A 24922-nucleotide genomic window follows, 5' to 3' on the forward strand; every position below is an offset into this window, starting at 1 on the left:
CTACAGATGCAGTTTGGTCGACGACTTCACTTCATGCATCGACAGCGTGCTTAGCAATTCCTTCACGCCGGGCAAGGTGCGCAGGCGGTTGCGCACGAATTCGGAATAGGCGTCGAAGTCGCGCGCGACGATATGCAGCAGGTAGTCGTGTTGGCCGGTGGTGTTGTGGCAGGCCAGCACTTCGGGCATGGCGGCCACGGCGGCCTCGAAGGCGTGGCACAGTTTTTCAGTGTGGTTCTCCAGCGAGATGCTGACGAACGCCACCACCCCCATCCCCAGCGCGCGGCGGTCAAGAATGGCCTGATAGCCGCGGATGACGCCCGAGTTCTCCAGTCGCTTCAACCGTTTCCAGCAAGGCGAGGCCGACAGCGATACGCGCTCGGCCAGCTCGGCATTGCTCAGGCGTCCATCTTCTTGAAGGATTTTCATGATTTTCCAATCGATCGCGTCAAGTTGATGTAACAAGGCAGTGTCTTTCATAAATTCGTTCTGATGGGAAACAACGTTTCCAATTATCGCGGTCTTGTGACTGAAATGGAAAGAATATTGGGATGGCCTGCGCCCATACTGCAAGACATCCCGAGGCGGCCGGCGCTATTGTCATCGAATGCGAGACGCGCCTGCCCGGTCGGCTGGAACCCCAGAGAAGAGGCACACCATGACGTATTCGACCTATCACAAGAAAGAGTTTTTTGGCCGCCCCCTGCATGCCGAGACGCAGATGATGTCGTACGGCTACGACCCCTTCCTGTCGGAAGGGGCGGTCAAGCCGCCGGTGTTCCTGACGTCGACGTTCGCGTTCCGCTCGGCCGAAGACGGCGCGGCCTTTTTCGACCTGGTGTCAGGGCGCAAACCCCTGCCGCAGGGCGAATCGGCCGGCCTCGTGTACAGCCGCTTCAACCATCCCAACCTGGAGATCGTGGAAGACCGGCTGTCGTTGCTTGACGGTTCGGAAGATGCCGCCGTGACCTCCAGCGGCATGGCCGCGATCAGCGCGGTGCTGATGGCTTTTCTGCGGCCTGGCGACCAGTTGGTGCAGTCACTGCCGCTGTATGGCGGTACCGAGACCCTGATCGCCAAGATCTTCCCGGAATGGGGCATCGGATCGCATCCGATCCAGGACGGCTTGTCGCCCAAGCACATGCGGGCCGCGCTCGAGGCCGCCGCGGCCAAGGGACCGGTACGCGTGTTCTATATCGAAACGCCCGCCAATCCCACCAACTCGCTGATCGATTTTGAGGCCATGAAGAATGAGCTGGACGCGTTCGAAACGCGCCACAGCTACCGGCCGATCTCGGTATGCGATAACACGTTGCTGGGGCCCATCTTCCAGAAGCCCGCCGAACATGGCGTGGACTTGTGCGTGTATTCGCTGACGAAATACGTGGGCGGCCACAGCGACCTGGTGGCGGGCGCCGTCACGGGCACCAAGGAGTTGATCAAGAAGGTGCGGGCGATCCGCAGCGCGTTCGGCTCGCAGCTGGATCCGCATTCCTGCTGGATGATCACACGCTCGATGGAGACCGTGGTGCTGCGCATGAAGCAGGCGGCACGCACGGCGACCAAGGTGGCCCAATGGCTGGCGGGCAACCCGTATGAAAAAGTGCAGATCTTCCATCCCGAGATGATGTCCGACCGCGCGTATCAAGAGGTCTACAAGCGCCAGTGCACCGGGCCGGGGTCGACGTTTGCCTTCGTGCTGGACGGCGGGCGCGAGCGCGCGTTCCGCTTCATCAACGCGCTGCATCTGTTCAAGTCGGCAGTCAGCCTGGGCGGCACCGAATCGCTGGTCTGCCATCCCGCATCCACCACGCATTCGGGCGTGCCGGCGGCCGAACGCGACGCGGCGGGCGTGTCGGAAGGCTTGATCCGCGTGTCCATCGGGCTTGAGCACGAGGAAGACCTGATCGCCGACATGGACAACGCCTTCCGCAAACGCTGACCGGGCCAGGCGCCGCCGCTCAGGCGGCGTGCGCCGGCCTGCGCGTGCGGTTCAGCAGCACGAAGACGGCGGTGGCCAACAGCATTACCGTGGCGGTCGCGATCACCACCGCATAGCCGGTGTCGAAGGCCGACTTGGCCACCTGCGTCAAGGCGGCCGCAACGTCTGCCGGCAGGCCTTCGGCCACCAGCAGCGCGTCGTCCAGGCTGTCGCGTACGGACGCCGCCTGCGTCACGCCCGCCGGCACGTCCAGCGTCTGCGCGTAGACGCCGGTCAGGATCGATCCCATCAACGTCACGCCCAAGGCGCCGCCCAATTCGTACGACACCTCTTCGATCGAGGCCGCCATGCCGGCGCGTTCCGGCGTGGCGCTTTGCATGATGGAGCTGGAGGCCGCCGTCATGGTGGCGCCGATGCCCACGCCCAGCACGGTCAGGCTGGCCATCTGGGCCATGAACGACCCGTCATAGCTCAGCAGGTAGCCGCCCATGCCCAAGCCCGAGACGGTCAGCGCCAGGAACATCAGGCGAGGTCCGCGCATGTAAGCCAACAGCCATCCCGCCAGCGGACCCGCCACGAAGGCGGCCAGCGGCAGCGGCAGGATGTAGAGCGCGGCCTGGATGGGCGACATGCCCACCACCAACTGCAGGCGCTGGCTGAATACAAGCTCCATGCCGAACAAGGCGGCGCCCGCGAACAAGGCGGCGGCAACACCCGAACTGAAGGTGGCGTTGCGGAAGATGGCGAAGTCGATCAACGGGTACGGACGACGGCGCTGGCGGCGGACGAACACCGTCAGCATCGCGACGCCCGCCACGCAGGCCAGGCCCGCATGCAGCCACGAGGTCGCGGCCTTGCCCAGTTCCTTCAGCGCATAAGCGCAAAGGATCAGCCCCGCCATGACCTGCAGCGAACCGGCCAGGTCCCAGGGGCGCGCGGCGCTGGGCCGGCTGGCGGGAGTGCAGCGCCAGGCCAGCGGTAGGGCCAGCAGCACGATCGGCACGTTGATCAGGAACACCGAGCCCCACCAGAAGTGCTCCAGCAGCACGCCGCCCACGACGGGGCCCAACGCAGCACCACCGGAGGCGACCGACGCCCAGATGCCGATGGCGACGGCGCGTTCGCGTTCGTCGGTGAAGGTGAGGCGGATGATGGACAGCGTGGCCGGCATCATCATGGCGGCGCCCACCGCCAGCAGCACGCGGGCGGCGATCAGGGCGGGGGCGCCGGGCGAATAGGCGGCGGCGAACGAGGCCACGCCGAACACGGCCAGGCCCATCATGAACAGGCGCTTGTGGCCGAGCCGGTCGCCCAGCGTGCCCATGCCCAGCAGCAGGCCGGAAACGACCAGCGCGTAGACGTTCACGATCCACAATTTTGCCGAGGCCGAGACGCCCAGGTCGTGCGTGAGCCGGGGCAAGGCGGTGTACAGCACCGTCATGTCCACCACGATCAACAACAAGGCGATGGACACGATGGCCAGCACCAGCCAACGGCGCGGATCGGCCGTGGCGACAGCGTTCGAATGACTCCGCTGCATAGTTCTACTCCTGTGAGGCAACTGAAAACCGGCGGCTGCTACGGTGCGGCGCCAGCGTCAGGTCCGGTATTATCTATCTGTATATTTGCCTGAAAAAGTTTGATTCCATCTATTAAATTGATGGATGGATAGGAGTCGCCATGCAATGGACCTTGGACCAACTACGCCAATTCGTGGCGGCCGCGGACGCCGGTTCGTTTTCCGCCGCGGCACGCGGGCTGGGCCGCGCGCAGTCGGCCGTCAGTACGTCGGTAGGGCTGCTGGAAGCGGACCTGGGCGTGGAACTGTTCGACCGGTCGCGGCGCAATGCCACGCTGACGCCCGTGGGTGAAGTGATGCTGCAAGAGGCCCGCGAACTGCTGCGCCAGGCGGGAGGCCTGGATCAGCGCGCCCTGTCGTTCGCCGCGGGGCAGGACGCGCGGCTGTCCATCGCGCTGGACGAAGCGTTGCCGTATCAGGTGCTGGGCGCGCTGGTGCTGGAGCTTGCGGCGCGCTTTCCGGCGCTGGAATTGACGCAACTGAATGGCACCGCGACCGAAGTGGCTGACTACGTGCAGCAGGGCCGCGCCAGCATTGCTTTCCACTTCGACCGAGGCGATCCGGGCAGCGCCTTTGCGCACCGCTATCTGGGCCATGTGGAGCAGGCCGTCTTCGTGGCATCGGGCCACCCGCTGGCGGGCCTGGCCGAAGTGACGCGCAGCGATCTGGCGCGCTACCGGCAACTGGTGATGCAGATGGAAGGGGTGGACGAGGTGGTGCTGAGCCCGACCGTGTGGCGCACCGACAGCTTCTACAGCATTGCCGGCATGGTGGCGGACGGCCTGGGCTGGGCGATCCTGCCCTTGAACATCGCGGAATACGAGAGCTTTCGCACCACGCTTGCGCGCGTGCCGTGCGCGGGCCTGTCCTTGCCGATGCTGTCCGTGCGGACCTTATGGTTGCAAGGCGCGTCGCTGAGCGCGACCGAAACCTGGTTGCAGCAGCGCATGGGCCAACTGCTGGGGGCGGGCGGCTAGCTGAGCAGGGCGGTGACCAGATCGCCGCCTGACCGGCCGTCGTCCGTGAAGTTCAGCGCTGTCTGGACGTGTTCCAGATGTTCGTCCATCAGCGCGCAGGCGCGGTCGGTGTCGCCCGCGCGGGCGGCCTCGATGAAGGCGTGGTGCTCTTGCGACGAGCAACTGGCGTCGTGCGAGCTTTGATACAGGACGGTGATCACGGCGCTGCGCGCGGACAGCTCGCGCAGCATGCCCGTCAGCACCGAATTGCCCACGGCTTCGGCCAGCAGAATATGGAAATGGCCCAGCAGGTGATTGCGTTTCTGGACGTCGCCGCTCTCGAGCGCGCGGCGCTCTTCGGCCAGGTGGGCATCGATGCGGCGGAAATCGGCGGCCGTGGCGTTGGCGACGAATTCCTTGGCCAGCGCGGCCTCCAGGATGCGGCGCACGGCGTAGACCTCGCGCGCCTCGTTCGCGTCCGGCTTGCTGACGAAGGCGCCCTTGTCGGGCACGATGTTGATCAGCTTGTCCTTGCTGAGCATCAGCAGCGCCGCGCGGATCTTGGTGCGACTGACCTTGTAGACGCGCGCCAGCGCTTCTTCGCGCAGCCGGGTGCCCGGCGGAAGCTTGTGTGCCACGATGGCGGCGGCCACTTCGCGGGCGATGTCGTCGGCGCTGGGATCTAGCTGAACTTCCTGGGTCATGGGGCGCGGCTGGGGCTGCCGGGAGGGAAAAACCATCGGGCAGCCAGTCTATCAAAAAGCCGAACAGGAAAGGCAGACATTTTTTGAATACAAAAATACCATGCAATCCTGGCCGGCTTTCCTCCTTTCAGCGCGGGTGGAAGGCTGCAGGCTCGAAGCGCCCCAGCGCGTCCAGCAATGCCGTCCAGGCCTTCAGCCCCTGGCTGATCGACGACAGGCGGAAGAATTCATTGGGTGCATGCACGTCTTCGTCGGGCAGATTGAACCCGAACATCAGGGTGTCGATGCCCAGCATTTCCTTGAAGACGGACGTGATGGGGACGCTGGCGCCCAGCCGGACGTGGATCGGCCTGGCCCCGCCGGGCACCTGCAGCACGGCTTGCGCCGCGGTTACCAGGGGATGTTCCGGATGCAGCGTGGCGGCGGGCGACCCCGGGTTCAGCGCCACGACCTCGAGTTCGCAGCCCGCCGGGCAGCGGGCTTGCAGATGCGCCAGCACCGCGTGGATGACTTGCGCGGGGTCCTGGCCTTCCACGATCCGGACCGTCAGTTTGGCCTGGGCTTCGCAGGGGATGATGGTTTTGACGCCCGCGCCGGTGTAGCCGCCCCACATGCCGTTCACGTCCAGCGCCGGGCGTAGCGTGATCCGTTCTCGGGGGCTGTAGCCCGGTTCGCCGTGCGAGGCACCCGCTACATCCGTGAAGAAGGCGGCTTCGTCGTAGGGGAAGGCCGCCGTGTCCTGGCGCTGCCGCGGCGTAGGGGGCTCGGCGCCCGCATGGAAACCGTCGACGGCGACGCTGCCGTCGTCCGCGTGTAGCGACGCCAACAGCGCCGCCATTTCGTGCAGGGCGTTCCTGACGCCGCCGCCGTAGCGGCCGGAATGCAGGTCTTTGGACGCCGTGCGCAGCTTGACCTCCAACGCGGCATTGCCGCGCGCGCCGGTGTTGATGGTGGGTGTCGTGGCGCTGGCGCGGCCGCCGTCGGCCGACAGCACGGCATCGGCGGCCAGCAGGTCGCGGTAGCGATCAATCAACGGGCGCAACGACGGGCTGCCCGTTTCCTCTTCGCCTTCGATGAACACCTTGATGTTGACCGGGCAGGCGCGCAGCGTGGTCAGGAAGGCGAACACGACTTCTAGCGCAATGGTGGTCGACCCTTTGACGTCGGACGTGCCGCGTGCATACAGGCGGTCGCCTACCTGCGTGGGTTCGAAAGGCGGGGTGCGCCATAACGCGACGGGGTCGGCGGGCTGGACGTCGTAGTGGCCATAGATCAGCACGGTCGGCCGCCCCGGCGCGCCGGTCCATTCGGCATACACCGCGGCTTCGCCGCCGCCGTCCAGCAACTGCACCTGTTGCAGTCCTTCGGCGCGCAGCCGTTCGCACAGGAAGCGGCGCGCCTCGTCCATGGACGCGGCGTAAGCGGGGTCGGCGCTGACGCTGGGGATGCGCAGGAACGTTTTGAGCCACGCTTCGATCTGCGGCTGGCGGGCGGCCAGATGATTCAGGACGGGCTGGAGAGTATTGGTCATGGAAGGGTCCGGAAGAAAGGGAAGGCGGCGCGCGCCGGGGCGCGGGCCGGTCGGGCGGGGCGTTTAATCGCCGCGGAAGCCGCTGCGCTGCACCAAGTCGGCCAGACCGGCAATTTGTTCCGTGTAGAAGGCGTCGCCTTCGGCGAGCGTCTGCGGTGCGAACAGGATCTTTCCCTGCGCCTCCAGCGTCTTGCGGGCTGCGGGGTCGCGCAGCGAGGCCTGGATCGCGGTGTGCAGCTTCTGGACCGCCGCGGCCGGGGTGCCTTTCTTCACCAGATAGGCGGTCCAGATGGTGTAGTTGAAGTCCTTCAGCGTGGCGCTTTCCTGCACGCTGGGCACGTCGGGCAGCGCGGCCAGGCGTTCCCGGTTCAGCGTGCCGATGATCTTCAGCCGCCCTTCGCGGCGCAGGTCTTCGTAGTTCGCCTGGTACGGCATGATGGCGAAATCGATCTGGCCACCGGCCATGTCGGTGATCAGCGGCGCGCCGCCGCGGTATGGGATGTGCGTCAGCGCGACACCTGTGCGCTCGGCCAGCGCAGCGGTGATCAGGTGGATCATCGACCCCGCGCCGCCTGATCCGTAGGTCAACGGCACGCTGCGCTGGCGCGCCAGGGCGACCAGTTCATCCACATTGGCCGCGCCCAGGTCCGCGCGCGTCACGACGACGTAGGGCGACGTAGCCACGGGCGCCACGAACTGGAAGTCGTCCGGCTTGTAGGTGACGGACTTGTTGGTCAGCCCGGCCAGGATGAGCTCGTTGGGCGAGCCCTGAAACAGGGTATAGCCGTCGGCCTTGGCATTCAGCACGCGGTTCGCGCCCAGCGCGCCGTTGGCGCCGCCCAGGTTTTCGACGACCACCTGCACGCCCAGCGACTGCGACATCGGCGCCTGCACGGCGCGAGCAGTGATGTCGCTCGCCGCGCCCGCCGGGTAGGGCACCAGCAGGGACACGGGCCGGGCAGGATAGTCCTGCGCCTGCGCGTGGGCGCCGACGCCCAACCCGGTCAGCAGCAAGACGGCGGCGATCATCAGATTCTTTTTCATGGCATTCCCCTTGTGATGGATCCGAGTGCTGGATGGGATGCTAGAAGCGGCCGTTTCATCTGTCCAATCGATTGATTGGCTGATTACAATGCGTTTTATGCATGATTAATGCGATCAACGGGGTCGGGGCCATGAACCTTTCGCAGCTTGCTCATCTGGTGGCGCTTCTGGAGACCGGCTCGTTCACGCGGGCGGCCGAAGCGCTGCATTTGTCGCAGCCGGCATTCAGCCGCAGCATCCAATTGCTGGAAGGAGAACTGGGCGCGCTTGTGGACCGCATCGGCAAGCGCAATGAACCCACGCCGCTAGGCCGCCTGGTCGGGCAGCGAGCGCGGCGCGTGTTGGCCGAGGTCGAAGAAATCCGCCGCGAAGCGGAAATGCTGGCGCAAGGCGAAACCGGCGCCATCCGGCTGGGGTTGGGGGCGGCGCCCAGCGCCTTGCTCAGCGTGCCGTTGATGCAGCACCTGCTGGACCACTACCCGAAGCTGCGCGTCAAGCTGTCGCGCGGCCCCACGGAATCCTTGCTGGTCAGCCTGCGCGAGCGCGTGCTGGACGCGCTGATCGTGCACATCCGTACGCTGGACAACGAAGAAGACCTGGAGGTGGCGCCGATGCCGGCGCTGGCGTCGGGCTTTGTCTGCCGGCCGGACCATCCGCTGCGGGACTTGCGGGGCGCAACCTTGGCCGACGTGTTGCGCTATCCCGTCGTGTCGACCGGTTTAAGCCCGGAAATCCGGCGGCGGCTGGCGGGCGCCGCCGCGCCGGCGGGGTTCGAGCTGCATATGGAATGCGAAGACATTTCCTACCTGTTCGATATCGTCGAGCGGTCGGATGCGGTCTTCCTGGGCGTGCTGGCCTCGGCGCGCACGCTGACGGAATCGGAACGGCTTGTCCGCCTGCCGCCGCCGCCGGATTTCGATATCCAGGCGCACTTCGCGTTCGTGACCCTGCGTGGCCGCAGCATCAGCCCGGCCACGCGCATCACGCGGGAACGCTGCTTTCAGGTCATTCAGGAAGCGGCGGGGGCGTAAGCCCCGCGTGCGTCAGTCCTTCGCCATCAGGCCCAGGTATTCGATCAGGCCCTTTTCCTTGACGTACGTGGCCTGGGCCCAGTCCTTGTAGTCCTGGCTGTTGCGGTAGGCCGGTTCCTGGTTCAACTGCTTCATGACGTCCACGCTGGCCGGATCGAACAAGGCCTTCTTGAACGCATCGTGCAGGGTTTTCACGACCGCGGGGTCCATGCCCTTCGGACCGGCCAGACCGTAGGGCGAGGTGGACACGACCTTGTAGCCCAGCTCTTGCGCGGTGGGCACGTCGGGCCAACGGGTCGTGCGCTTGTCGCCGAAGGTCACCAGCAGCCGCATCTTGCCGGCGTCCACGAACTGGTCCCAGCCCGTTGCGTCGCTTTGCGCCATGACGTGGCCGCCCAGCAGCGCCTGCTGCATGTCGGCGTTGCCCTTGAACGGCACGTGGTTCAGCTTGACCTTGGCGTTGATGGCGATTTCCTCGATCAGCAGATGCGGCGACGAACCGATGCCGGTGGAGCCGTAATCGATCTTGCCGGGGTTCTGGCGCGCGGCTTCTATGTATTCGTTGAAGGTCTTGTACGGCGAATCCGAACGGACCGTGAAGCCGAAGGTGTAGCCCGACAGCCCGATGATGAAGCTGAAGTCGTTGATGGGATCCCAGCTGCTCTTTTGCATGTAGGGCATGCGCAGCATCGCCAGCGTGTACAGGCTGATCGTGTAGCCGTCCGGCTTGGCGGTGCGGGCCATTGTGGCCGTACCCAGCGTGCCGCCTGCGCCGGGGCGGTTCTCGACAATGACGGTCTGGCCCAGGTACTTGGAGGCGTCCTGCGCCACGATGCGCAGGTGGCGGTCGGTGGAGCCGCCGGCCGGGAAGGGCACGATCAGCGTGATCGGCTTGGTGGGGAAAGTGGATTGCGCGCCGGCGGACAGCGGCAGGGCGGCGCCTGCGGCGGCGAACAGCAGGGCGCCCAGGCAGGCGCGGCGCAGAGGCTTCTTGAGCATGGGGTTTGTCTCCAGTGGTGTTGTTATGGCTTGTTGTGAGGTTTGGAACGGCAGCGGCTCAGTCGCGCAGGGCGACCTTCACCGGCAGCCGCGCCAAGGCTTCGCGCAACTGCTCCCTCAGCGGCGCGGGCGTGCCGGGAGCCGCTTGCACGGCGACCTCCGGTTGCGCGTCGGCCAGCACGCGGAAGATCTGGGCGTCTTCCGTCAGGCCGGCCGCCTGCAAGGTGCGCGCCACCACGGACTCCACCGCTACAGCGGTGGCCAGGCGGCGCAAATCGGGTTTGTAGATCTTGCCCACGTTGGTCATGGGCATGGCGTCCAGGACGATGACGCGCTTGGGCCGCGCCGGGCCTTCGTCCACGTGGGCCGCGGCGTAGGCGACGAGTTCGGCTTCGGTGGCCTGGGCGCCGTCGGCCAGCGTCACGAAGGCCACGGGCAGTTCGCCGGCGTAGGCGTCCGGTGCGCCGACCGCGGCGCACAAGTGCACCGCCGGGTGCGTGGCCAGCGCGTCTTCGATGGTTTTCGGGTCGATGTTGTGGCCGCCGCGGATGATCAGATCCTTGGCGCGGCCTTGTAGATGCAGCCGGCCCTCGTCATCCATGAACCCCACGTCGCCGCTGATCAGCCAGCCGTCTTCGGTAAAGGCGCGAGCAGTGTCTTCGGGGTCAAGGAAGCCGGGGATCACGTTGGGCGCCTTGAAGAGCACCATGCCAGCCGTGCCTGCAGGCAGGTCGCGCGCCGCCTGGCCCGACGGGACGTCCAGCCCCACGATGCGCACCTGCACATAGGGCAGGGGAAACCCCACGCAGTTCACGGGAAATTCCGAGCCGGGCGGCGTGATGGACGAAATGCCCGCCATTTCGGTCATGCCCAGGCTCTCGTTCACGTGCAGCCCGAACAGGCGCTTGAAGCGCGCGGCAAGCTCGGCGGGCAGCGGCGCGGCGCCCGTGCGGCAATAGCGCAGCGTCGAGATATCGGCGCCGGCGAGCGGTATGTCCGCCAGCGCGGCCAGGATGGTGGGCACGCCCTGCAAAGAGGTCGCGCGGTGCTTTTCCACCAGCCGCCAGTAGTTGCGCAGCACATCGCGGTTGCGCAGCAGCAGGGTGGTGGGGATGACGGTTTCCACGCCCGCAGACAGGGCGGCCAGCGACGCCGGCAGCACGCCCGCCACGTGGAAGAGCGGATAGCCGTTGATGACCACGTCGCTGGGCCCGGCATTCTGCAACTGCACGGCGGCCCAGGCGGTGAAGACCTGGTTGGCGTGGGTGTGGATGGCCAGCTTGGGCGCGCCCGTGGTGCCGCCCGTATGGAAGTATGCCGCGACGTCGTCGGCGCGGATCACGCGTTCGCTAAGCAGGCGGTCGGCCGGTTGCGCCGAGCGGTTGGCGTTGAAGTCCAGCGCATAGTCGGGCAAGGCGGGGCGGGCCGACAAGGGCTCGTCCAGCGGCGCCACGCGCAGCAGGGTTTGCAAGGTGGGCACGCGTTCACGCAGCCGCAAGGCCTTGGACCAGGTGCCGCATTCGGCGTCCGAGCCATAAGCGATCAGCACCTTGGCGCGGGCCGTCGTCATCAGCGAGGCGAGCTTGTCTTCGCTCAGCAGCGGATTCAGCGGCTGGACGATGCCGGCGGCTTCGCTGCCCCACAGCGCCAGATGGTATTCCAGGCAGCCGGGCAGGATCACGCCGACGGCGTCGCCCGCGCGCACGCCAAGGTCATGCAGCAGGTTGGCGGTCTGGTGGATGCCGGCCAGCAGCTCCCGATAGCTCCAACGTACGGCCTCGTCATCCGGGTTGGCGGTGCGCAAGAAGGTCAGCGCGGTCTTGTCGCCGAAAGCCGCAGCCGAATTGCGGAAGATCTCGTAGGTGCTCTGCACCGTCAGCGTTTCGGCCAGCGGGCGCGATTGCAAGCGTTGCACGTCAGCGGCGCTGCGCACCAGGAAAGGCGCCGCGAACGGGCGCGACAAGGGCGGGACGGTATAGGCCTGCGTCATGTCCTGGCGTCCTCCGTTCAAGCCTGCCCCAGCGCGATGTAGCGGCGCAGGTGGTGGTCTTCGTCGCCCAGCTGGTGGTCGATCATCACCAGGCGCTTGGCGTAGTGCGCCAGGGGCAGTTCCCACGTCATGCCGATGCCGCCGTGCAGCTGGATGCTTTCTTCGGCCACCAGCGTGCCGATGCGGCCGATGGTGTATTTGGCGGCGGACAGCGCGCGTTCGCGAGTGGCGCGGTCGGGGTGGTCGACGGCGGCGGCGGCGTTGATCACGGCCGAGCGCGCCTGTTCGATTTCCAGCAGCACGTCGGCCATGCGGTGCTGCAGGGCCTGGAAGCTGCCGATGGGGGTGCCGAACTGGCGGCGCGTGCGCAGGTATTCCAGCGTGGCGTCGCGGGCGCAATCCATGGCGCCCACGGCTTCCGAGCACAGGGCCAGGATGCCGCGGCCGATGGCGCGTTCCAGCACCGCGTAACCCGCGCCGGCCTCGCCCACCAGCGCGTCGGGGCCAAGCTGGACGTTGTCGAAGCTGACTTCGGCGGCGCGTCCGCCATCGATCAGGCCATAGCCGCGTACCGACAGCCCGGGCGTGCCGGCGCTGACGAGGAAGAGGCTGATGCCGGCTTCGTCATCTTCGGCGCCTGCCGTGCGGGCCGACACCAGGAACAGGTCCGCATGTTCGCCCGCCGTCACGACCGCCTTGGCGCCATTGAGCACCCAGCCCTCGCCCGAGCGTTCGGCACGGGTACGCACTTGCGCCAGGTCATAGCCCGATTCCGGCTCGGCTTGGGCTAGCGCGGCGGTGATGGCGCCTGCGATCAGACCCTCCAGCGCTTCACGCTGGGCCGGCGTGCCGGCCGCGGCGATGGCGCTGCCCACCATCAGGGCGTCCAGGAACGGTTCGACGACCAGCCCGCGGCCCAGCGCTTCAAAGACCACCGAGATATCGAATCCCGCGCCGCCCAGGCCGCCGTCGGCCTCGGTGAATAGCGCGCCGATGGCGCCCAGTTCGGCATAGCGGCGCCAGAATTCCACGCTGTAGCCCTGAGGGGATTGCGCGTGGCGTTCGCGCGTGGCGAAGTCGTACTGCTCGGTGACAAAGCGGCGCAGCATGTCGGAGAGCATGCGCCGGTCTTCAGTGTGTTCAAAATTCATGGCCGGCCCTTACAGTCCCAGGATCATCTTCGAGATGATGTTCTTCTGGATTTCATTGGAGCCGCCGAAGATCGACAGCTTGCGGTTGTTGAAGTACTGCGCCGCGGCGCTGTCGGCGCCTTCCGGCCCGATGGGCGGGGCGTCATAGCCGTCATGCAGTGCTTCGGGCACGAAGGGGCGCGCATAGGGGCCCATGGCGCGCCGGTTCAACGCGGTGATCTCCTGCCGGATCTGCGTGCCGCGGATCTTCAGCATGGAGCTTTCGGCGCCGGGCGCGCCGCCGCCGGCAACTGCCGCCACGACACGCAGGTTGGTGGTGCGCATATTGGCCAGTTCGATCTCGACGCGGGCCAGGCGGGCGGCGAAGTCCGGGTCTTGTGCCAGCGGGCGGCCATGCTTCTTTTGCCGGGCGGCCACGGCTTTCAGGCGTTCCAGCGCTGCCGTCGACTGGCCCACGCCCGCGATGTTGGTGCGTTCGTAGGTCAGCAGGTACTTGGCGCAGGTCCAGCCGCGGTTTTCTTCGCCTACCAGGTTTTCGGCCGGCACGCGCACGTCCGAGAAGAACACCTCGTTGACTTCGTGTTCCCCGTCCAGCGTGATGATGGGGCGCACTTCGACGCCCGGGCTGTTCATGTCGACCAGCAGGAAACTGATGCCTTCCTGGCGGCGGCCTTCCTGCGACGTGCGCACCAGGCAGAAGATCATGTTGGCGTACTGGCCCAACGTGGTCCAGGTCTTTTGCCCGTTGACGATATAGCTGTCGCCGTCGCGCACGGCGGTGGTCTTGACGGAAGCCAGGTCCGAGCCCGCGCCCGGTTCGGAATAGCCCTGGCACCACCAGTCGCTGCCGTCCAGGATGCGGGGCAGCCAGTAGTTGCGCTGCGCTTCGGTGCCGTACTTGATCAGCACGGGGCCCAGCATGCTCAGCCCGAAGGGCACGATGCGGGGCGCGGCGGCCAAGGCGCATTCATTGTCGAAGATGAATTTCTGCGTGGCGCTCCAGCCGGTGCCGCCGTATTCCACGGGCCAATGGCTGGCCAGCCAGCCTTGCTGATTCAGGATGGCGTGCCATTCGACCATGTCGGCGCGCGCCAGCAGCTTGCCCTGGCCGACCTTGTCGGACAGGCGCTGGGGCAGCTTGGCCGCCAGGAACGCGCGCACTTCGTCGCGGAACGCGTTTTCTTCGGGGGTGAATTCGAGGTCCATGTCGGTCCTTAATAGATTTCAAACAGGCCGGCCGCGCCCATGCCGCCGCCGATGCACATCGTGACGACGGCATAGCGGGCGCCGCGGCGCCGGCCTTCGATCAGCACATGGCCGGCCAGCCGCGCGCCCGTGACGCCGAACGGGTGGCCCAATGCGATCGAGCCGCCATCCACGTTCAGGCGGTCCATCGGAATGCCCAGCTTTTCCTGGCAGTACAGCGCTTGCGAGGCGAAGGCTTCGTTCAGTTCCCAGAGATCGATGTCCTGCACTTTCAGGCCGTGGCGCGCCAGCAGCTTGGGAACCGCATAGACGGGGCCAATGCCCATTTCGTCGGGCTCGCAGCCGGCAATGGCCAGGCCGCGGAAGGCGCCCAGGGGGCGAATGCCGGCGCGCTGCGCTTCGCCCGCTTCCATCAGCACGCAGGCCGCCGCGCCATCCGACAACTGCGATGCATTGCCGGCCGTCACGAACTGGCCTTCGCCGCGCACGGGGGCAAGCCCCGTCAGCGCTTCATAGGTGGTGCCGGGACGGTTGCACGTATCTTTGTCCACCGTGACTTCGCGTTCGGTGACGGCGCCGGTGGCGCGGTCGGTGACGGACATGGTGGTGGTGACGGCGATGATCTCTTCGCGGTAGCGGCCGGCGGCTTGGGCGGCTTCGGTGCGCGCCTGGCTTTGCGCGGCGAAGCGGTCCTGGGCTTCGCGGCTGATGCCGTAGCGGGCCGCCACGATGTCGGCGGTTTCGATCATGGGCAGGTAGAGCTCGGGTTTGTTGGCCACGATCCAGGGATCCATGCCGCTGACGCCGTCGTCGCGGGTGCGAATCTGCGACACCAGTTCCACGCCACCCGCGATGGCGGCAGGCGCGCCGTCCATGACGATGCGGCCAGCGGCCGAGGCGATGGCCTGCAGGCCGGAGGCGCAATAGCGGTTGACGGTGGCGCCGCCCACGCTGACGGGCAGGCCGGCGCGGATCACCGCCTGGCGGCCGATGTTGCGGCCGGTGGCGCCTTCGGGGTAGCCGCAGCCGATGAAGGCGTCTTCGATCAGCGCGGGGTCGATGCCGGCGCGGTCGACGGCGGCGCGCACCGCGTGACCGGCCAGGGTGGGCCCGGCGATCAGGTTGAATTCACCGCGCCCCGCCTTGGTGATGGGGGTGCGGGCGGTAGAGACGATAACGGCTTCGCGCATGGGGTTTCCTGTCGAAGAAAGGAGGTTCGGAGTCGGTGGGATCGGAATCCGGCGGATCAGGCAGCCTGGTTCAGGCTGGCGAAGTTGCGGCCGGATTCCGCTAGCTGCACGAGCAGCGGCGACGGCTTCCTGAATGCGGGGTCTTCCTCGGCGTAGCTGCGGATGTCGGCCAGCACGCGGTCCAGCCCCACGCTATCGGCGTAATGCAGCGGCCCGCCGCGGTAGCGTGGAAAGCCGTAGCCCGACAGGAACACCACGTCCACGTCGGACGGACGCAACGCAATGCCCTGGTGCAGGACGTTGGCGGCCTCGTTGATCATGGCGGCCAGGTAGCGGCGCTGGATGTCTTCGTGCGTGAAGGGGCGCGGCGTGACGCCCGCGCGGCGGCGTTCTTCGTCGATGATGGCCAGCACTTCCGGATCGGGCGTGCCCACGCGCGCGCCGTCGGGATACAGGTAGAAGCCGCGGCCCGTCTTCTGGCCGAACCAACCGCGTTCGCACAGGCGGTCGGGAATCTGCACATAGCGCAGCGCCGGGTCGCGCGTGGCGGCGCGGCGCTTGCGCGTGGCCCAGCCGATGTCGCCGCCGGCCAGATCCGCCATCTGGTACGGCCCCATCGGATAGCCGAATTCGCGCACGGCCGCGTCGATGTCGTAAGGCGATGCGCCGTCTTCCATCATCATGTCTGCCGCCTGGCGGTGCACGGCCAGGATGCGGTTGCCGATGAAGCCGTCGCACACGCCGGCGCGCACGGGCGTCTTGCGCAGCCGCCGCGCCAGTTCGAACCCGGTGGCCACCGTTTCCGCGGACGTGTGTTCGCCCACCACGATTTCCAGCAATTTCATGATGTTGGCGGGCGAGAAGAAGTGCAGGCCCAGCACATCGGCCGGGCCGCGCGTGGCGGAGGCGATGCGGTTCACGTCCAGATAGGACGTGTTCGTGGCGAGGACGGCGCTCGGCTTGGCCACGCGGTCCAGTTGGGCGAAGACGGCAAGCTTGACGTCCATGTCCTCGAAGACGGCTTCGATGATCAGGTCGGCATCGCCCAGCGCGTCGTAGGTGGTGGCGCCGGTAAAGCGCGCCATCCGGGCGTCGCGCTCGCCTGCGGTGATCCGGCCTTTCTTCTGCAGCAGGTCGTACACCTGAGCCACGCGTGCGCGGCCGCGTTCCAGCGCGGCGTCGTCCTGTTCGACCATCACGACCGGCAGGCCGGCATCCAGCACCGACACGGCGATGCCCGCGCCCATCGTGCCGCCGCCCACCACGCCAATTTTCTCGAGCCGGCGGGGACGCGCCGCCTTCAGTTCAGGGATCTTGGCGGTTTCGCGTTCGGCAAAGAACGCGTGCACCAGGCCGGCCCGCTGCGGGCTATCCAGGCATTGCAGGAACAGCGCGCGTTCGGTGCGCAGGCCTTCGTCAAAGGGTTGTTCGATGGCGGCGCGCACGGCGTCGACGATCTTCGCGGGCGAGTACAGGCCGCGCAAGGTCTTGGCGACCTGTTCGCCTGCGGCGGAGGCTTCGGCCAACGCTGCGGCCTTGTCGGCCAGCGCGTCAGTGGCATCGCGGCTGCGGCGCGGGCCGGCGCCTTCTGCCAGCAAGCGGCGGGTGTAGGCCAGGCCCGCGGCCTGGGCATCGTCGCCGTCGCCCAGGGCGTCGACCAGGCCGGCTTTCAGCGCCGCCTCGGCGGACAGGTGCTTGCCCGACAGCATCAGGTCCAGCGCCGCGCGGGCGCCGATCAGGCGGGGCGTGCGTTGCGTGCCGCCTGCGCCGGGCAGCAGGCCCAGGTTCACTTCGGGCAGGCCGAGCTTGGCGCCGGGCAGGGCGACGCGGTAATGCGCGGCCAGCGCCACTTCCAGTCCGCCACCCAGGGCCGCGCCGTGCAGCACGGCCACCACGGGCTTGTCGCTGGCTTCGATCTGGTTGCACACGTCGGGCAGGGCGGGCGGCTTGGGCGGCTTGCCGAATTCGCGGATGTCCGCACCGGCGATGAAGTTCTTGCCGGCGCCCACCAGCAGGATGGCGCGCACTTGGCGGTCCGACTGCGCGGCCTGGATGGCCGCGGCAAGGTCGTGGCGCACGTCGGCGCTCAGCGCATTCACGGGAGGGTGGTCAAGGGTGATGACCAGGATGTCGTCGTCGCGGCGCGCGTGGGCGGCGCCGGCAGGTTGCTTGTCCATCATGGGACCTTGTCTCCAATGGGGCGTCCGCCGTGGCGGCGCCTGGCGGGCCAGAACGGCTCGTCTCTTATTTCCTTATTCTTTCCCAGTAAAGATGTCTTGACAATGGCATCTAGAATTGACATGGCGGATAATAAAATTTGACAATGGCCGTGGAGGAGCCTCATGGACACTAAATCCCTGACCTTGCTGGTGGAAATCCTGGACGCCGGCAACCTGAGCGAAGCCGCGCGCCGCCTGAAGATGACGCGCGCCAATGTCAGCTACCACCTGAACCAGCTGGAGCGTTCGGTGGGCATGCAGTTGGTGCGGCGTACGACGCGGCACGTCGAGGCCACTGAAATTGGATTGAAGCTGTATCAGCACGGGCGCAGCATCCAGGATGAATTGGTGGCCGCCCGTGAATCCGTTGAAACGCTGGGCAAGACGCCGCAAGGCAAAGTGCGCTTGAGCGTGCCCAGTGGCTATGGGCAGTTCGTGATGACGCCGTGGCTGCTGGAATTCAAGCAGGCGTACCCCGACATCGTGCTGGACGTGCTGTTCGAGAACAGCGTGGACGACCTGCTGCGCGACGAAGTGGATATCGCGGTGCGCATCATGTCCGAGCCGCCGCAGAACCTGGTGGCGCGCGAACTGGGCCAGGTGCGCTACGTGGCGTGCGCGTCCCAGGCCTTTGCCGACGCCCGCGGCCTGCCGCAGCGCCCTGAAGACCTGGCGAGCACGCCCGTCATCAGCGCGGCCGTCATCGGCCGGCCGTTGCGGCTGTCGGCCTACTATGGCGGCCAGCCGCGCCAGCACGTGGTGCTGGAACCCACCGTGATCTCCCGCAACTACGCCTTCCTGCGCGACGCGATCCGCGCCGGCCTGGGGGTGGGCGTGGTGCCGGACTACGTGGTGCACGACGACATCGCCCGTGGCGACCTGTTGCCCGCGCTGACCGAGTGGCGGCTGAGCATCTTCGGCCGGGGCATGTACATGCTGTACATGCCGAATCGGCACCATCCCCGCGCGATCTCGATGATGATCGAATTCATCCTGGATCGGGCCCAGCGCGGCCACGAGGGCCAGCCGGGCCTGCTGGCGCTGGCGGGCTAAATACGGTCAGGCACGCCACTTGCTGTCCGCTGTCGATAATCGATTGTTGGGGGGCAAGATGGAAATCACGACACCGGTCGCGACAGCACCGGGCGCGGTCGAACGCGCGAAGCCGACAGAAAACGCCGACACGGGGGAGGAGGCTGCAAGCCCCGCCGAAGAGAAAGTGACGGTGCAGGAGGCAGGACTGATCTCCGAGCCCCGGCCGGACACCCCTTATGTCTGGGCGCGCGGCGCCTGCCTGACCACGTTGACCGTCCTGGCAGTGCTGTTCACCCTCAAGCTGGCGCAGGAATTCATCGTCCCCGTGGTGATGGCGATTGTCGTGGCCTACGCGCTGGACCCCATCGTGAGCCTGATGGGGCGCGCCCGCGTGCCGCGCGCGGTCGGGATCCTGATCTTGATGTTCGTCATCGCCACCGGCCTGGCGGGCTTGGCCTACGTCACGCAGAATCAGGTCAGTTCCATCGTGCAGGCGCTGCCGGAAATCTCCGGAAAGCTCTCTCGCACCCTGACCGGCATTTCCAGCGGGGACGGTTCTTTCTTTGAAAAGCTCAAGGGCGCGGCCGGCGTGTTGCAGGACAGCGGGGGTATCGTGCCCGGTCGGCAGGTGGTGGTGGCGAAGTCCGATTCCGGCTTGAGCGATTTTCTGCTGTGGGGATCCAAGGGCGTGGCCGCCTTCATCGGGCAGGCGACGATGAGCGTGTTCCTGGTGTTCTTCCTGCTGTTGTCCGGCAACGCGTTCAAGCGCAAGTTCGTGAAAGTGGCCGGCAAGACCTTGTCGCAAAAGAAGATCAGCGTGCACATGCTGGACCAGATCAACAGCTCCATCCATCGGTACATGGCGATGATGCTGGTGACGAACCTGGCATTGGGCCTGATGTCGTGGGTGGCATTCCGTCTGCTGGGCCTGGAAAACGCCGCGACCTGGGCCGTGGTCGCTGGCGCGCTGCACATCATTCCGTACTTCGGCCCGTTGCTCACCGCGGTGGGCACCGGGATCGCGGCCTTGATCCAATTCGGCGAGATCGGCCCGGCGCTGGCGGTGGCCGGCAGTTCGGTGGCCATCGCCTTGTTGATGGGCGTAGTGGTCACGACCTGGATGTCCGGCCGCATCGCCAAGATGAACGCCGTCGCGGTCTTCATGCTGCTGCTGTTGTTCACCTGGCTGTGGGGCGTGTGGGGAACGCTGCTTTCCGTGCCGCTGGCCTTCATCGCGAAAGTGGTCGCTGACCACATCGAAGGATTGGAGGCCGTGTCGGAGTTCCTGGGCGAGTAAGCACGGGCACGCCACATGCTGAAGGGAGTTTTCCTCACCTTGAATCACGCCACCGTGCTCGCCATGCCAACCCGACTCGCCCGTTCGATTTCCTCCGAATCCCTCGGCCAGACGATCCAGGACGTCCTGGCCGGCGCCCGGCCGCCGGTGGATCCCGGCCATTGGCTGGGCGAACTCGTGCGCGCCGGCTTCGGCGGGTTGCCGTTGCCGGGCTCGGGCGGCACCTTGCTGCGCTGGCGGGCGCTCGCCGCGGTTGCCGCGGTGGATCTGGGCTTGGCCAAATTATTCGAGGGGCACACGGATGCGCTGGCCATTCTTGCCGAGCTGCAAGCACGCGTGGACGCGCCCGAAGATGCCTGCTGGGGCGTCTGGTGCGCCGAGCCGCCCGACATGCGCGTGGGCATACGCGCCCACGCCGCCGGCGGGGTCATGGTCAGCGGCTTGAAGGGATGGTGCTCGGGTGCCGCGGCGCTAAGCCACGCGATCGTCAGCGGTTGGAACGGCGCAGGCGAACCTTGCCTGGCCGCAGTGGCGCTGGACCAGCCGGGCGTGACTGTCACCACGCAAGGCTGGCACGCCGTCGGCATGCGCTCGTCCGCCAGTGTGAATGTGGTTTTCGACCAGGCGCGAGGCGCCGCCGTCGGTGCGCCGGGCGCCTATGTGGACCGCCCGGGTTTCCTGCATGGCGGGGCGGGCGTTGCCGCTTGCTGGTACGGCGCGTTGGCGGGCATTGCCGAAAGGCTGCGCACCGCTGTCGCAAAGGGTCGGCCCGACCCGTACCGGCTGGCGCATCTTGGCGCCGTGGATGTTGCCTTGGCCGAGGCGCGTGCGGTGTTGCGCGAGGCCGCCGCGGCGATCGACGCCCATCCCGAAGACGGCTGCGTACTGCATACCGCGCGGGCCCGCCTGGCGGTGGAAGCCGCCGCAGAAGACGTATTGAACCGCGTGCCGCGCGCGCTGGGGGCCGGCCCGTTATGCCGCGATGCCGCTTTGGCGCAAGCCTTGGCGGACTTGCCCGTGTTCATCCGGCAGAGCCACGCGGAACGCGATCAGGCCGCGCATGGCAAGCACGTTGCGCAACACGGAGAGCCGCCTTGGTCACTCTAGATGACCACCATTTCGAGCGCCTGTACCGCAAGGACGACGATCCTTGGCGGGTGGCCACTGCCTGGTACGAGCGCCGCAAGCGCGCCGTGCTGCTGGCGACGTTGGCGCGCGAACGCTATGGCCACATCTTTGAGGCGGGCTGCGGCGGGGGCGACATGACGCTTGCCCTGGCGCAGCGCTGCGACCAGCTCTGCGCCGTGGATCTGGCGCCCAGCGCGGTGCGCCGCGTCCAGGCCCGGCTGCGTGCCGATCCGGTGGCGGCCACGGTGCGCTCGCTGGCGTTGAAGTTGCCGCAACAATGGCCGCCCGTGCCCGCTGCGGGCTTCGATCTGATCGTTGTCTCGGAGCTGGCGTATTACCTGGACGACGCCGCCTGCGCGCTGTTCCTGGCGCGCCTGCGCAGCAGTTTGGGAGCGGGCGGCGAATTGGTCGCCTGCCACTGGCGCCCCGCGTTCGATGACCGCCTGCAACCCACCGACCGTCTGCATGATGCGATGGGAGCGTTGCCCGGCCTGCAACGGCTGGTACATCACCATGAAGAAGATTTTCGTCTGGACCTCTGGCGCAACCCCTTGTAAGGAGCAGGCGATGATCGGAATCTGCATACCCGCCCACAACGAAGAACGGATGATCGGCGCCTGCCTGCGCGCCGCGACCCGCGCCGCCCGGCACCCGCTGCTGGCGGCTGAACGCGTCGAGATCGTGGTGGTGCTGGATCGCTGCCGGGACCGTACCGAGCAATTGTCGGCGGCGTGGCCGGTGCGGTGCCTGCGGGTCGAGGCGGGTAACGTGGGCGTGGCCCGGGCCTTCGGGGCGCAGCATCTTCTTGATGCGGGCGCACGCTGGCTGGCATTCACGGACGCCGATACCCGCGTGTCGGCGCGCTGGCTGGTGGATCAGTTGTCTTTAGGGGCGGAAGTCGTATGCGGCACCGTGGGCGTGTCGGGCTGGGCCCAACATGGCGCGCATGCGCGCCAGGCCCGGCGCCGTTTCGCCACCCACTACCAGGATCAGGACGGCCACCGCCACGTGCACGGCGCAAACCTTGGCATCGAGGCGCATGCCTATCGGCACATCGGCGGCTTTGCCGCGCTGGCCTGCAGCGAAGACCAGGCATTGGTGGACCGGTTGGAGCAAGGCGGCGCCCGCATCGCCTGGACGGCGCTGCCGCGGGTGACAACCAGCGCGCGGCCGTACTCCCGCGTGGAAGGCGGCTTTGCCAGCGCCTTGCGCCAAGGCTGGGACGAACCCGACTAGCTTGAACCACTGGCGACCGCCGGAGAGATGCGATGAATATCGAAGCCGTCTGGTTCCTGCTGATCGGCGCGTTGTTCGTGTTGATGGCGGTGTCCAAACGCCTGATCGATGCGCTGCCCATGACCGGCGCCATGGTGTATCTGGTCGTGGGCTTTCTGATCGGCCCGACAGGATTGGGGCTGCTGAACCTGGATCTCTACCGAGACAGCCACTTGCTGCGCCTGGCGACCGAAGCGGCATTGCCGGTTTCGCTGTTCGCAGTCGGCATGCATTTGCGCGTGGCTTGTGGGCATCCTTTGTGGCGCCTGCCGCTGCGCCTGGCGGCGCCGGCCATGCTGCTGACCATTGCGCTGATGACGGCATTCGGCATGGGCCTATTGGGCTTGGGATTGGGGGCGGCAGTGCTGTTGGCGGCGGCGCTGGCGCCGACGGACCCGGTGCTGGCCAATGAATTGCGCCCGCGTGAAGCGGGCGATGACGAACCGCTGCGCTTTGCCTTGTCGGGCGAGGGCGGCGCCAATGACGGGGCGGCGTTTCCCTTCGTGATCCTGGGCATCGCCCTGTGCAACGCGGGGCCGGCCGGGCTTGATCAGCCGTGGCCGTTGGCGGCCGCCCTGATCTGGGGCGTGGTCAGCGCGGTGGGAATCGGCTGGTTGCTGGGCACGCTGGGCGAACGCCTGATCGCCACGCTGCGGATCCGCTATGGCAACGCCCTGGGGCTGGACGAGTTTCTGGCCCTGGGTCTGATGGCGCTGTGCTACGGGGCGACCTTGCTTGCGCATGGCTACGGCTTTCTTGCGGTCTTCTGCGCGGGGGTGGCGTTGCGCCAACAGGAGCTGCGCGCCACCGGCAGCGGTCGGACGCCGCGTGCCGTCTTGCAGGAAGTCACGCCCGCCGAAAGCGAAGAAAGCACCCAGGACCCGCAATTGGCCCATGCCCATCTGGCGGAATCGATGATGGCGACGTCGGTGGGGCTGGAACGCTTTGCCGAATTGGCGCTGATGCTGGTCATCGGCTGCGTGGTGTCGGCGCATTGGCGCGACATGCTGGGTTGGACGCCGCTCCTTGTGGCGGCGGTGCTGTTCTTCGCGGTGCGGCCGGCCAGCGTGATGCTGGCGCTGGCCGGGTCGTCGATGGACCGGCGCCAGCGTTGGCTGGCAAGCTGGCTGGGCATACGCGGCGTGGGCACTTTCTACTATCTGCTGCTGGCGGTGGAGCAAGCGCCGCAGGACGTGTCCCGGGCGCTTGCGCCGTTGTTGCTGGCCGCCATCGTCGCGTCCGTGCTGGTGCACGGCATCTCGGCGTCGCCCCTGATGGGGTGGTACTACTCGCGGCTCTCAGCGCGGCCGCGCCGCGGCAAGGCATCGCGGCCGGCGTAGACGGCAGCCGCGCCCAGTTCGCGTTCAATGCGCAGCAGGCGGTTGTACTTGGCGGTGCGGTCGGCGCGCGATAGCGACCCGGTCTTGATCAGGCCGCAGTTGGCGGCCACCGCCAGGTCGGCAATGGTCGTGTCCTCGGTTTCGCCGGATCGGTGCGACATGACGGCGCCGTATGCCGCGCGGCGGGCCATTCCCAATACCTGCAGGGTCTCGCTCAGCGTGCCGATCTGATTGGCTTTGACCAGGATGGCGTTGCCGATTCCGGCCGAGATGCCAGCTTCGAACAGGCGGGGGTTGGTGCAGAAGACATCGTCACCCACCAGATGGCAGGCATCGCCCAGCCGTGCGGTCAGGGCTTGCCAGCCGGCAGGGTCGTCTTCGGCCATACCGTCTTCGATGGATACGATGGGGTAGTCGCGTACCAGGCGGGCCAGGTAATCCACCTGCTGTTCGCGGCTGCGAACCACGCCTTCGCCCTGATAACGATAGCCCGCATCGGTGTGGAATTCGCTGGCCGCCGGATCCAGTGCCAGCGCAATGTCCGTGCCCGCGCGCAGGCCGGCCTGCTCGATGGACGCCATGATGAAGTCCAGCGCCTCTGGTGCCGTGCGCAGGACGGGTGCGAATCCGCCCTCGTCGCCCACATTGACGCTGTGGCCGGCCGCCAGCAGCTTGCCGCGCAGGGTGTGGAAGACTTCGGCGCCCATGCGGATGGCTTCGGCGAAGGTTTCCGCGCCCACCGGCAAGATCATGAATTCCTGGAAATCCAGCGGATTGTCGGCGTGTGCGCCACCGTTGATGATGTTGATCATCGGGACGGGCAGCACTTGCGCCTGCACGCCGCCCAGGTGGCGCCACAGCGGCTGCCCTTCACTGGCGGCTGCCGCGTGCGCCACTGCCAGCGAGACGCCCAGCAAGGCGTTGGCGCCCAAGCGGCTTTTGTCCGCCGTGCCGTCCAGGCCGATCATGATCCGGTCGATGGTGGCCTGCTGATCCGCTTGCTGGCCCAGCAGCGCATCCCGCAACTCGGTATTGACGGCACGCACGGCGCCCAGCACGCCGCGGCCCAGATAGCGTGCGGGATCCGCGTCGCGCCGCTCCAGTGCTTCATGCTGGCCCGTCGATGCGCCGGACGGTACCAGCGCCACGCCCATCGCGCCGTCATTCAGCCGGACTTCGACCTCGACGGTCGGGTTGCCGCGGCTGTCCAGTGCCTCGTGGGCGGTGATGTCGATGATGTTCATGGGGCTCCTGATGGTCAGATTATTGAAATAAAGGAATGGTCTTTATCCTTGCAGTCCGGCG

21 protein-coding genes are annotated in these 24922 nt (G+C 67.1%); 9 read left to right on the plus strand and 12 right to left on the minus strand.

Annotated features, from left to right (window positions below; all coding sequences use genetic code 11):
* Positions 1-480, minus strand: a complete 480-nt coding sequence (locus CEY09_RS00505; RefSeq protein WP_081534155.1) for an Lrp/AsnC family transcriptional regulator — start codon at positions 478-480, stop codon at positions 1-3.
* Positions 481-658: 178 nt separating this feature from the next.
* On the opposite strand from CEY09_RS00505, the gene CEY09_RS00510 reads away from it, so the two are divergent.
* Complete coding sequence (locus CEY09_RS00510; protein WP_088587149.1) at positions 659-1942, plus strand: cystathionine gamma-synthase family protein; 1284 nt, start codon at positions 659-661, stop codon at positions 1940-1942.
* A 19-nt stretch (positions 1943-1961) separates the two neighbouring features.
* Here CEY09_RS00510 and CEY09_RS00515 read toward each other — a convergent pair whose 3' ends face one another.
* Positions 1962-3482 (minus strand): MFS transporter, encoded by a 1521-nt coding sequence (locus CEY09_RS00515; protein ID WP_088587150.1) that lies wholly within the window; start codon positions 3480-3482, stop codon positions 1962-1964.
* Positions 3483-3622: 140 nt separating this feature from the next.
* Here CEY09_RS00515 and CEY09_RS00520 point away from each other — a divergent pair, with 140 nt between their 5' ends.
* Positions 3623-4498 (plus strand): LysR family transcriptional regulator, encoded by an 876-nt coding sequence (locus CEY09_RS00520; RefSeq protein ID WP_088587151.1) that lies wholly within the window; start codon positions 3623-3625, stop codon positions 4496-4498.
* Here the strand turns inward: CEY09_RS00520 and CEY09_RS00525 are convergent.
* The 3 genes from CEY09_RS00525 to CEY09_RS00535 all read right to left on the minus strand — a co-directional run bounded on the left by CEY09_RS00525 (position 4495) and on the right by CEY09_RS00535 (position 7756).
* Positions 4495-5181, minus strand: coding sequence for a GntR family transcriptional regulator (locus CEY09_RS00525; protein ID WP_088587152.1), 687 nt, complete (start codon positions 5179-5181; stop codon positions 4495-4497). The genes CEY09_RS00520 and CEY09_RS00525 overlap by 4 nt on opposite strands.
* A gap of 127 nt (positions 5182-5308) precedes the next feature.
* On the minus strand, positions 5309-6712 hold the full coding sequence (locus CEY09_RS00530; protein WP_088587153.1) for a dipeptidase: 1404 nt from the start codon (positions 6710-6712) through the stop codon (positions 5309-5311).
* A 63-nt stretch (positions 6713-6775) separates the two neighbouring features.
* Positions 6776-7756, minus strand: coding sequence for a Bug family tripartite tricarboxylate transporter substrate binding protein (locus CEY09_RS00535; protein WP_088587154.1), 981 nt, complete (start codon positions 7754-7756; stop codon positions 6776-6778).
* A 131-nt stretch (positions 7757-7887) separates the two neighbouring features.
* Between CEY09_RS00535 and CEY09_RS00540 the strand changes: the two genes are divergently transcribed.
* Positions 7888-8787, plus strand: a complete 900-nt coding sequence (locus CEY09_RS00540; RefSeq protein ID WP_088587577.1) for a LysR family transcriptional regulator — start codon at positions 7888-7890, stop codon at positions 8785-8787.
* A 12-nt stretch (positions 8788-8799) separates the two neighbouring features.
* Here CEY09_RS00540 and CEY09_RS00545 read toward each other — a convergent pair whose 3' ends face one another.
* From CEY09_RS00545 to CEY09_RS00570, 6 genes are read right to left on the minus strand one after another with little or no spacing between them, the layout of a single operon-like run.
* Positions 8800-9786, minus strand: a complete 987-nt coding sequence (locus tag CEY09_RS00545; protein WP_006224307.1) for a tripartite tricarboxylate transporter substrate binding protein — start codon at positions 9784-9786, stop codon at positions 8800-8802.
* Positions 9787-9844: 58 nt separating this feature from the next.
* A complete protein-coding gene (locus CEY09_RS00550; protein WP_088587155.1) occupies positions 9845-11776 on the minus strand; it encodes an acyl-CoA synthetase in 1932 nt (643 codons plus the stop codon).
* Positions 11777-11793: 17 nt separating this feature from the next.
* A complete protein-coding gene (locus tag CEY09_RS00555; protein WP_088587156.1) occupies positions 11794-12927 on the minus strand; it encodes an acyl-CoA dehydrogenase family protein in 1134 nt (377 codons plus the stop codon).
* A 9-nt stretch (positions 12928-12936) separates the two neighbouring features.
* Positions 12937-14133, minus strand: a complete 1197-nt coding sequence (locus tag CEY09_RS00560; protein WP_006224310.1) for an acyl-CoA dehydrogenase family protein — start codon at positions 14131-14133, stop codon at positions 12937-12939.
* 8 nt (positions 14134-14141) lie between these two features.
* The gene (locus tag CEY09_RS00565) at positions 14142-15323 is read right to left on the minus strand and encodes an acetyl-CoA C-acyltransferase (protein WP_088587157.1); all 1182 of its coding nucleotides are present in this window, start codon (positions 15321-15323) and stop codon (positions 14142-14144) included.
* A gap of 56 nt (positions 15324-15379) precedes the next feature.
* The gene (locus CEY09_RS00570) at positions 15380-17503 is read right to left on the minus strand and encodes a 3-hydroxyacyl-CoA dehydrogenase NAD-binding domain-containing protein (protein ID WP_088587158.1); all 2124 of its coding nucleotides are present in this window, start codon (positions 17501-17503) and stop codon (positions 15380-15382) included.
* A 162-nt stretch (positions 17504-17665) separates the two neighbouring features.
* Here CEY09_RS00570 and CEY09_RS00575 point away from each other — a divergent pair, with 162 nt between their 5' ends.
* The 6 genes from CEY09_RS00575 (at position 17666) to CEY09_RS00600 (ending at position 23617) form a co-directional block, all read left to right on the plus strand.
* On the plus strand, positions 17666-18595 hold the full coding sequence (locus CEY09_RS00575) for a LysR family transcriptional regulator (protein WP_088587159.1): 930 nt from the start codon (positions 17666-17668) through the stop codon (positions 18593-18595).
* Between the two features lie 58 nt (positions 18596-18653).
* Positions 18654-19874, plus strand: coding sequence for an AI-2E family transporter (locus CEY09_RS00580; RefSeq protein ID WP_088587578.1), 1221 nt, complete (start codon positions 18654-18656; stop codon positions 19872-19874).
* Between the two features lie 63 nt (positions 19875-19937).
* Positions 19938-20981, plus strand: a complete 1044-nt coding sequence (locus tag CEY09_RS00585; protein ID WP_088587579.1) for an acyl-CoA dehydrogenase family protein — start codon at positions 19938-19940, stop codon at positions 20979-20981.
* Entirely contained in the window at positions 20969-21559 is a 591-nt protein-coding gene (locus CEY09_RS00590) for a class I SAM-dependent methyltransferase (protein WP_088587160.1), read from the plus strand. Before CEY09_RS00585 ends, CEY09_RS00590 begins: the two co-directional genes overlap by 13 nt.
* A gap of 10 nt (positions 21560-21569) precedes the next feature.
* Positions 21570-22238, plus strand: a complete 669-nt coding sequence (locus CEY09_RS00595) for a glycosyltransferase family 2 protein (protein ID WP_088587161.1) — start codon at positions 21570-21572, stop codon at positions 22236-22238.
* A 32-nt stretch (positions 22239-22270) separates the two neighbouring features.
* Positions 22271-23617 carry a cation:proton antiporter gene (locus tag CEY09_RS00600; protein ID WP_088587162.1) on the plus strand — a complete coding sequence of 449 codons (1347 nt, stop codon included), beginning with the start codon at positions 22271-22273 and terminating at the stop codon, positions 23615-23617.
* Here the strand turns inward: CEY09_RS00600 and eno are convergent.
* Positions 23563-24861: a phosphopyruvate hydratase gene (gene eno, locus CEY09_RS00605; protein WP_088587163.1), complete on the minus strand. Its 1299-nt coding sequence runs from the start codon at positions 24859-24861 to the stop codon at positions 23563-23565. The genes CEY09_RS00600 and eno overlap by 55 nt on opposite strands.
* Between the last annotated feature and the right edge of the window lie 61 nt (positions 24862-24922).

Origin of the sequence: Achromobacter marplatensis (genome assembly GCF_002209535.1) — a bacterium.
GTDB lineage: Bacteria > Pseudomonadota > Gammaproteobacteria > Burkholderiales > Burkholderiaceae_B > Achromobacter > Achromobacter marplatensis.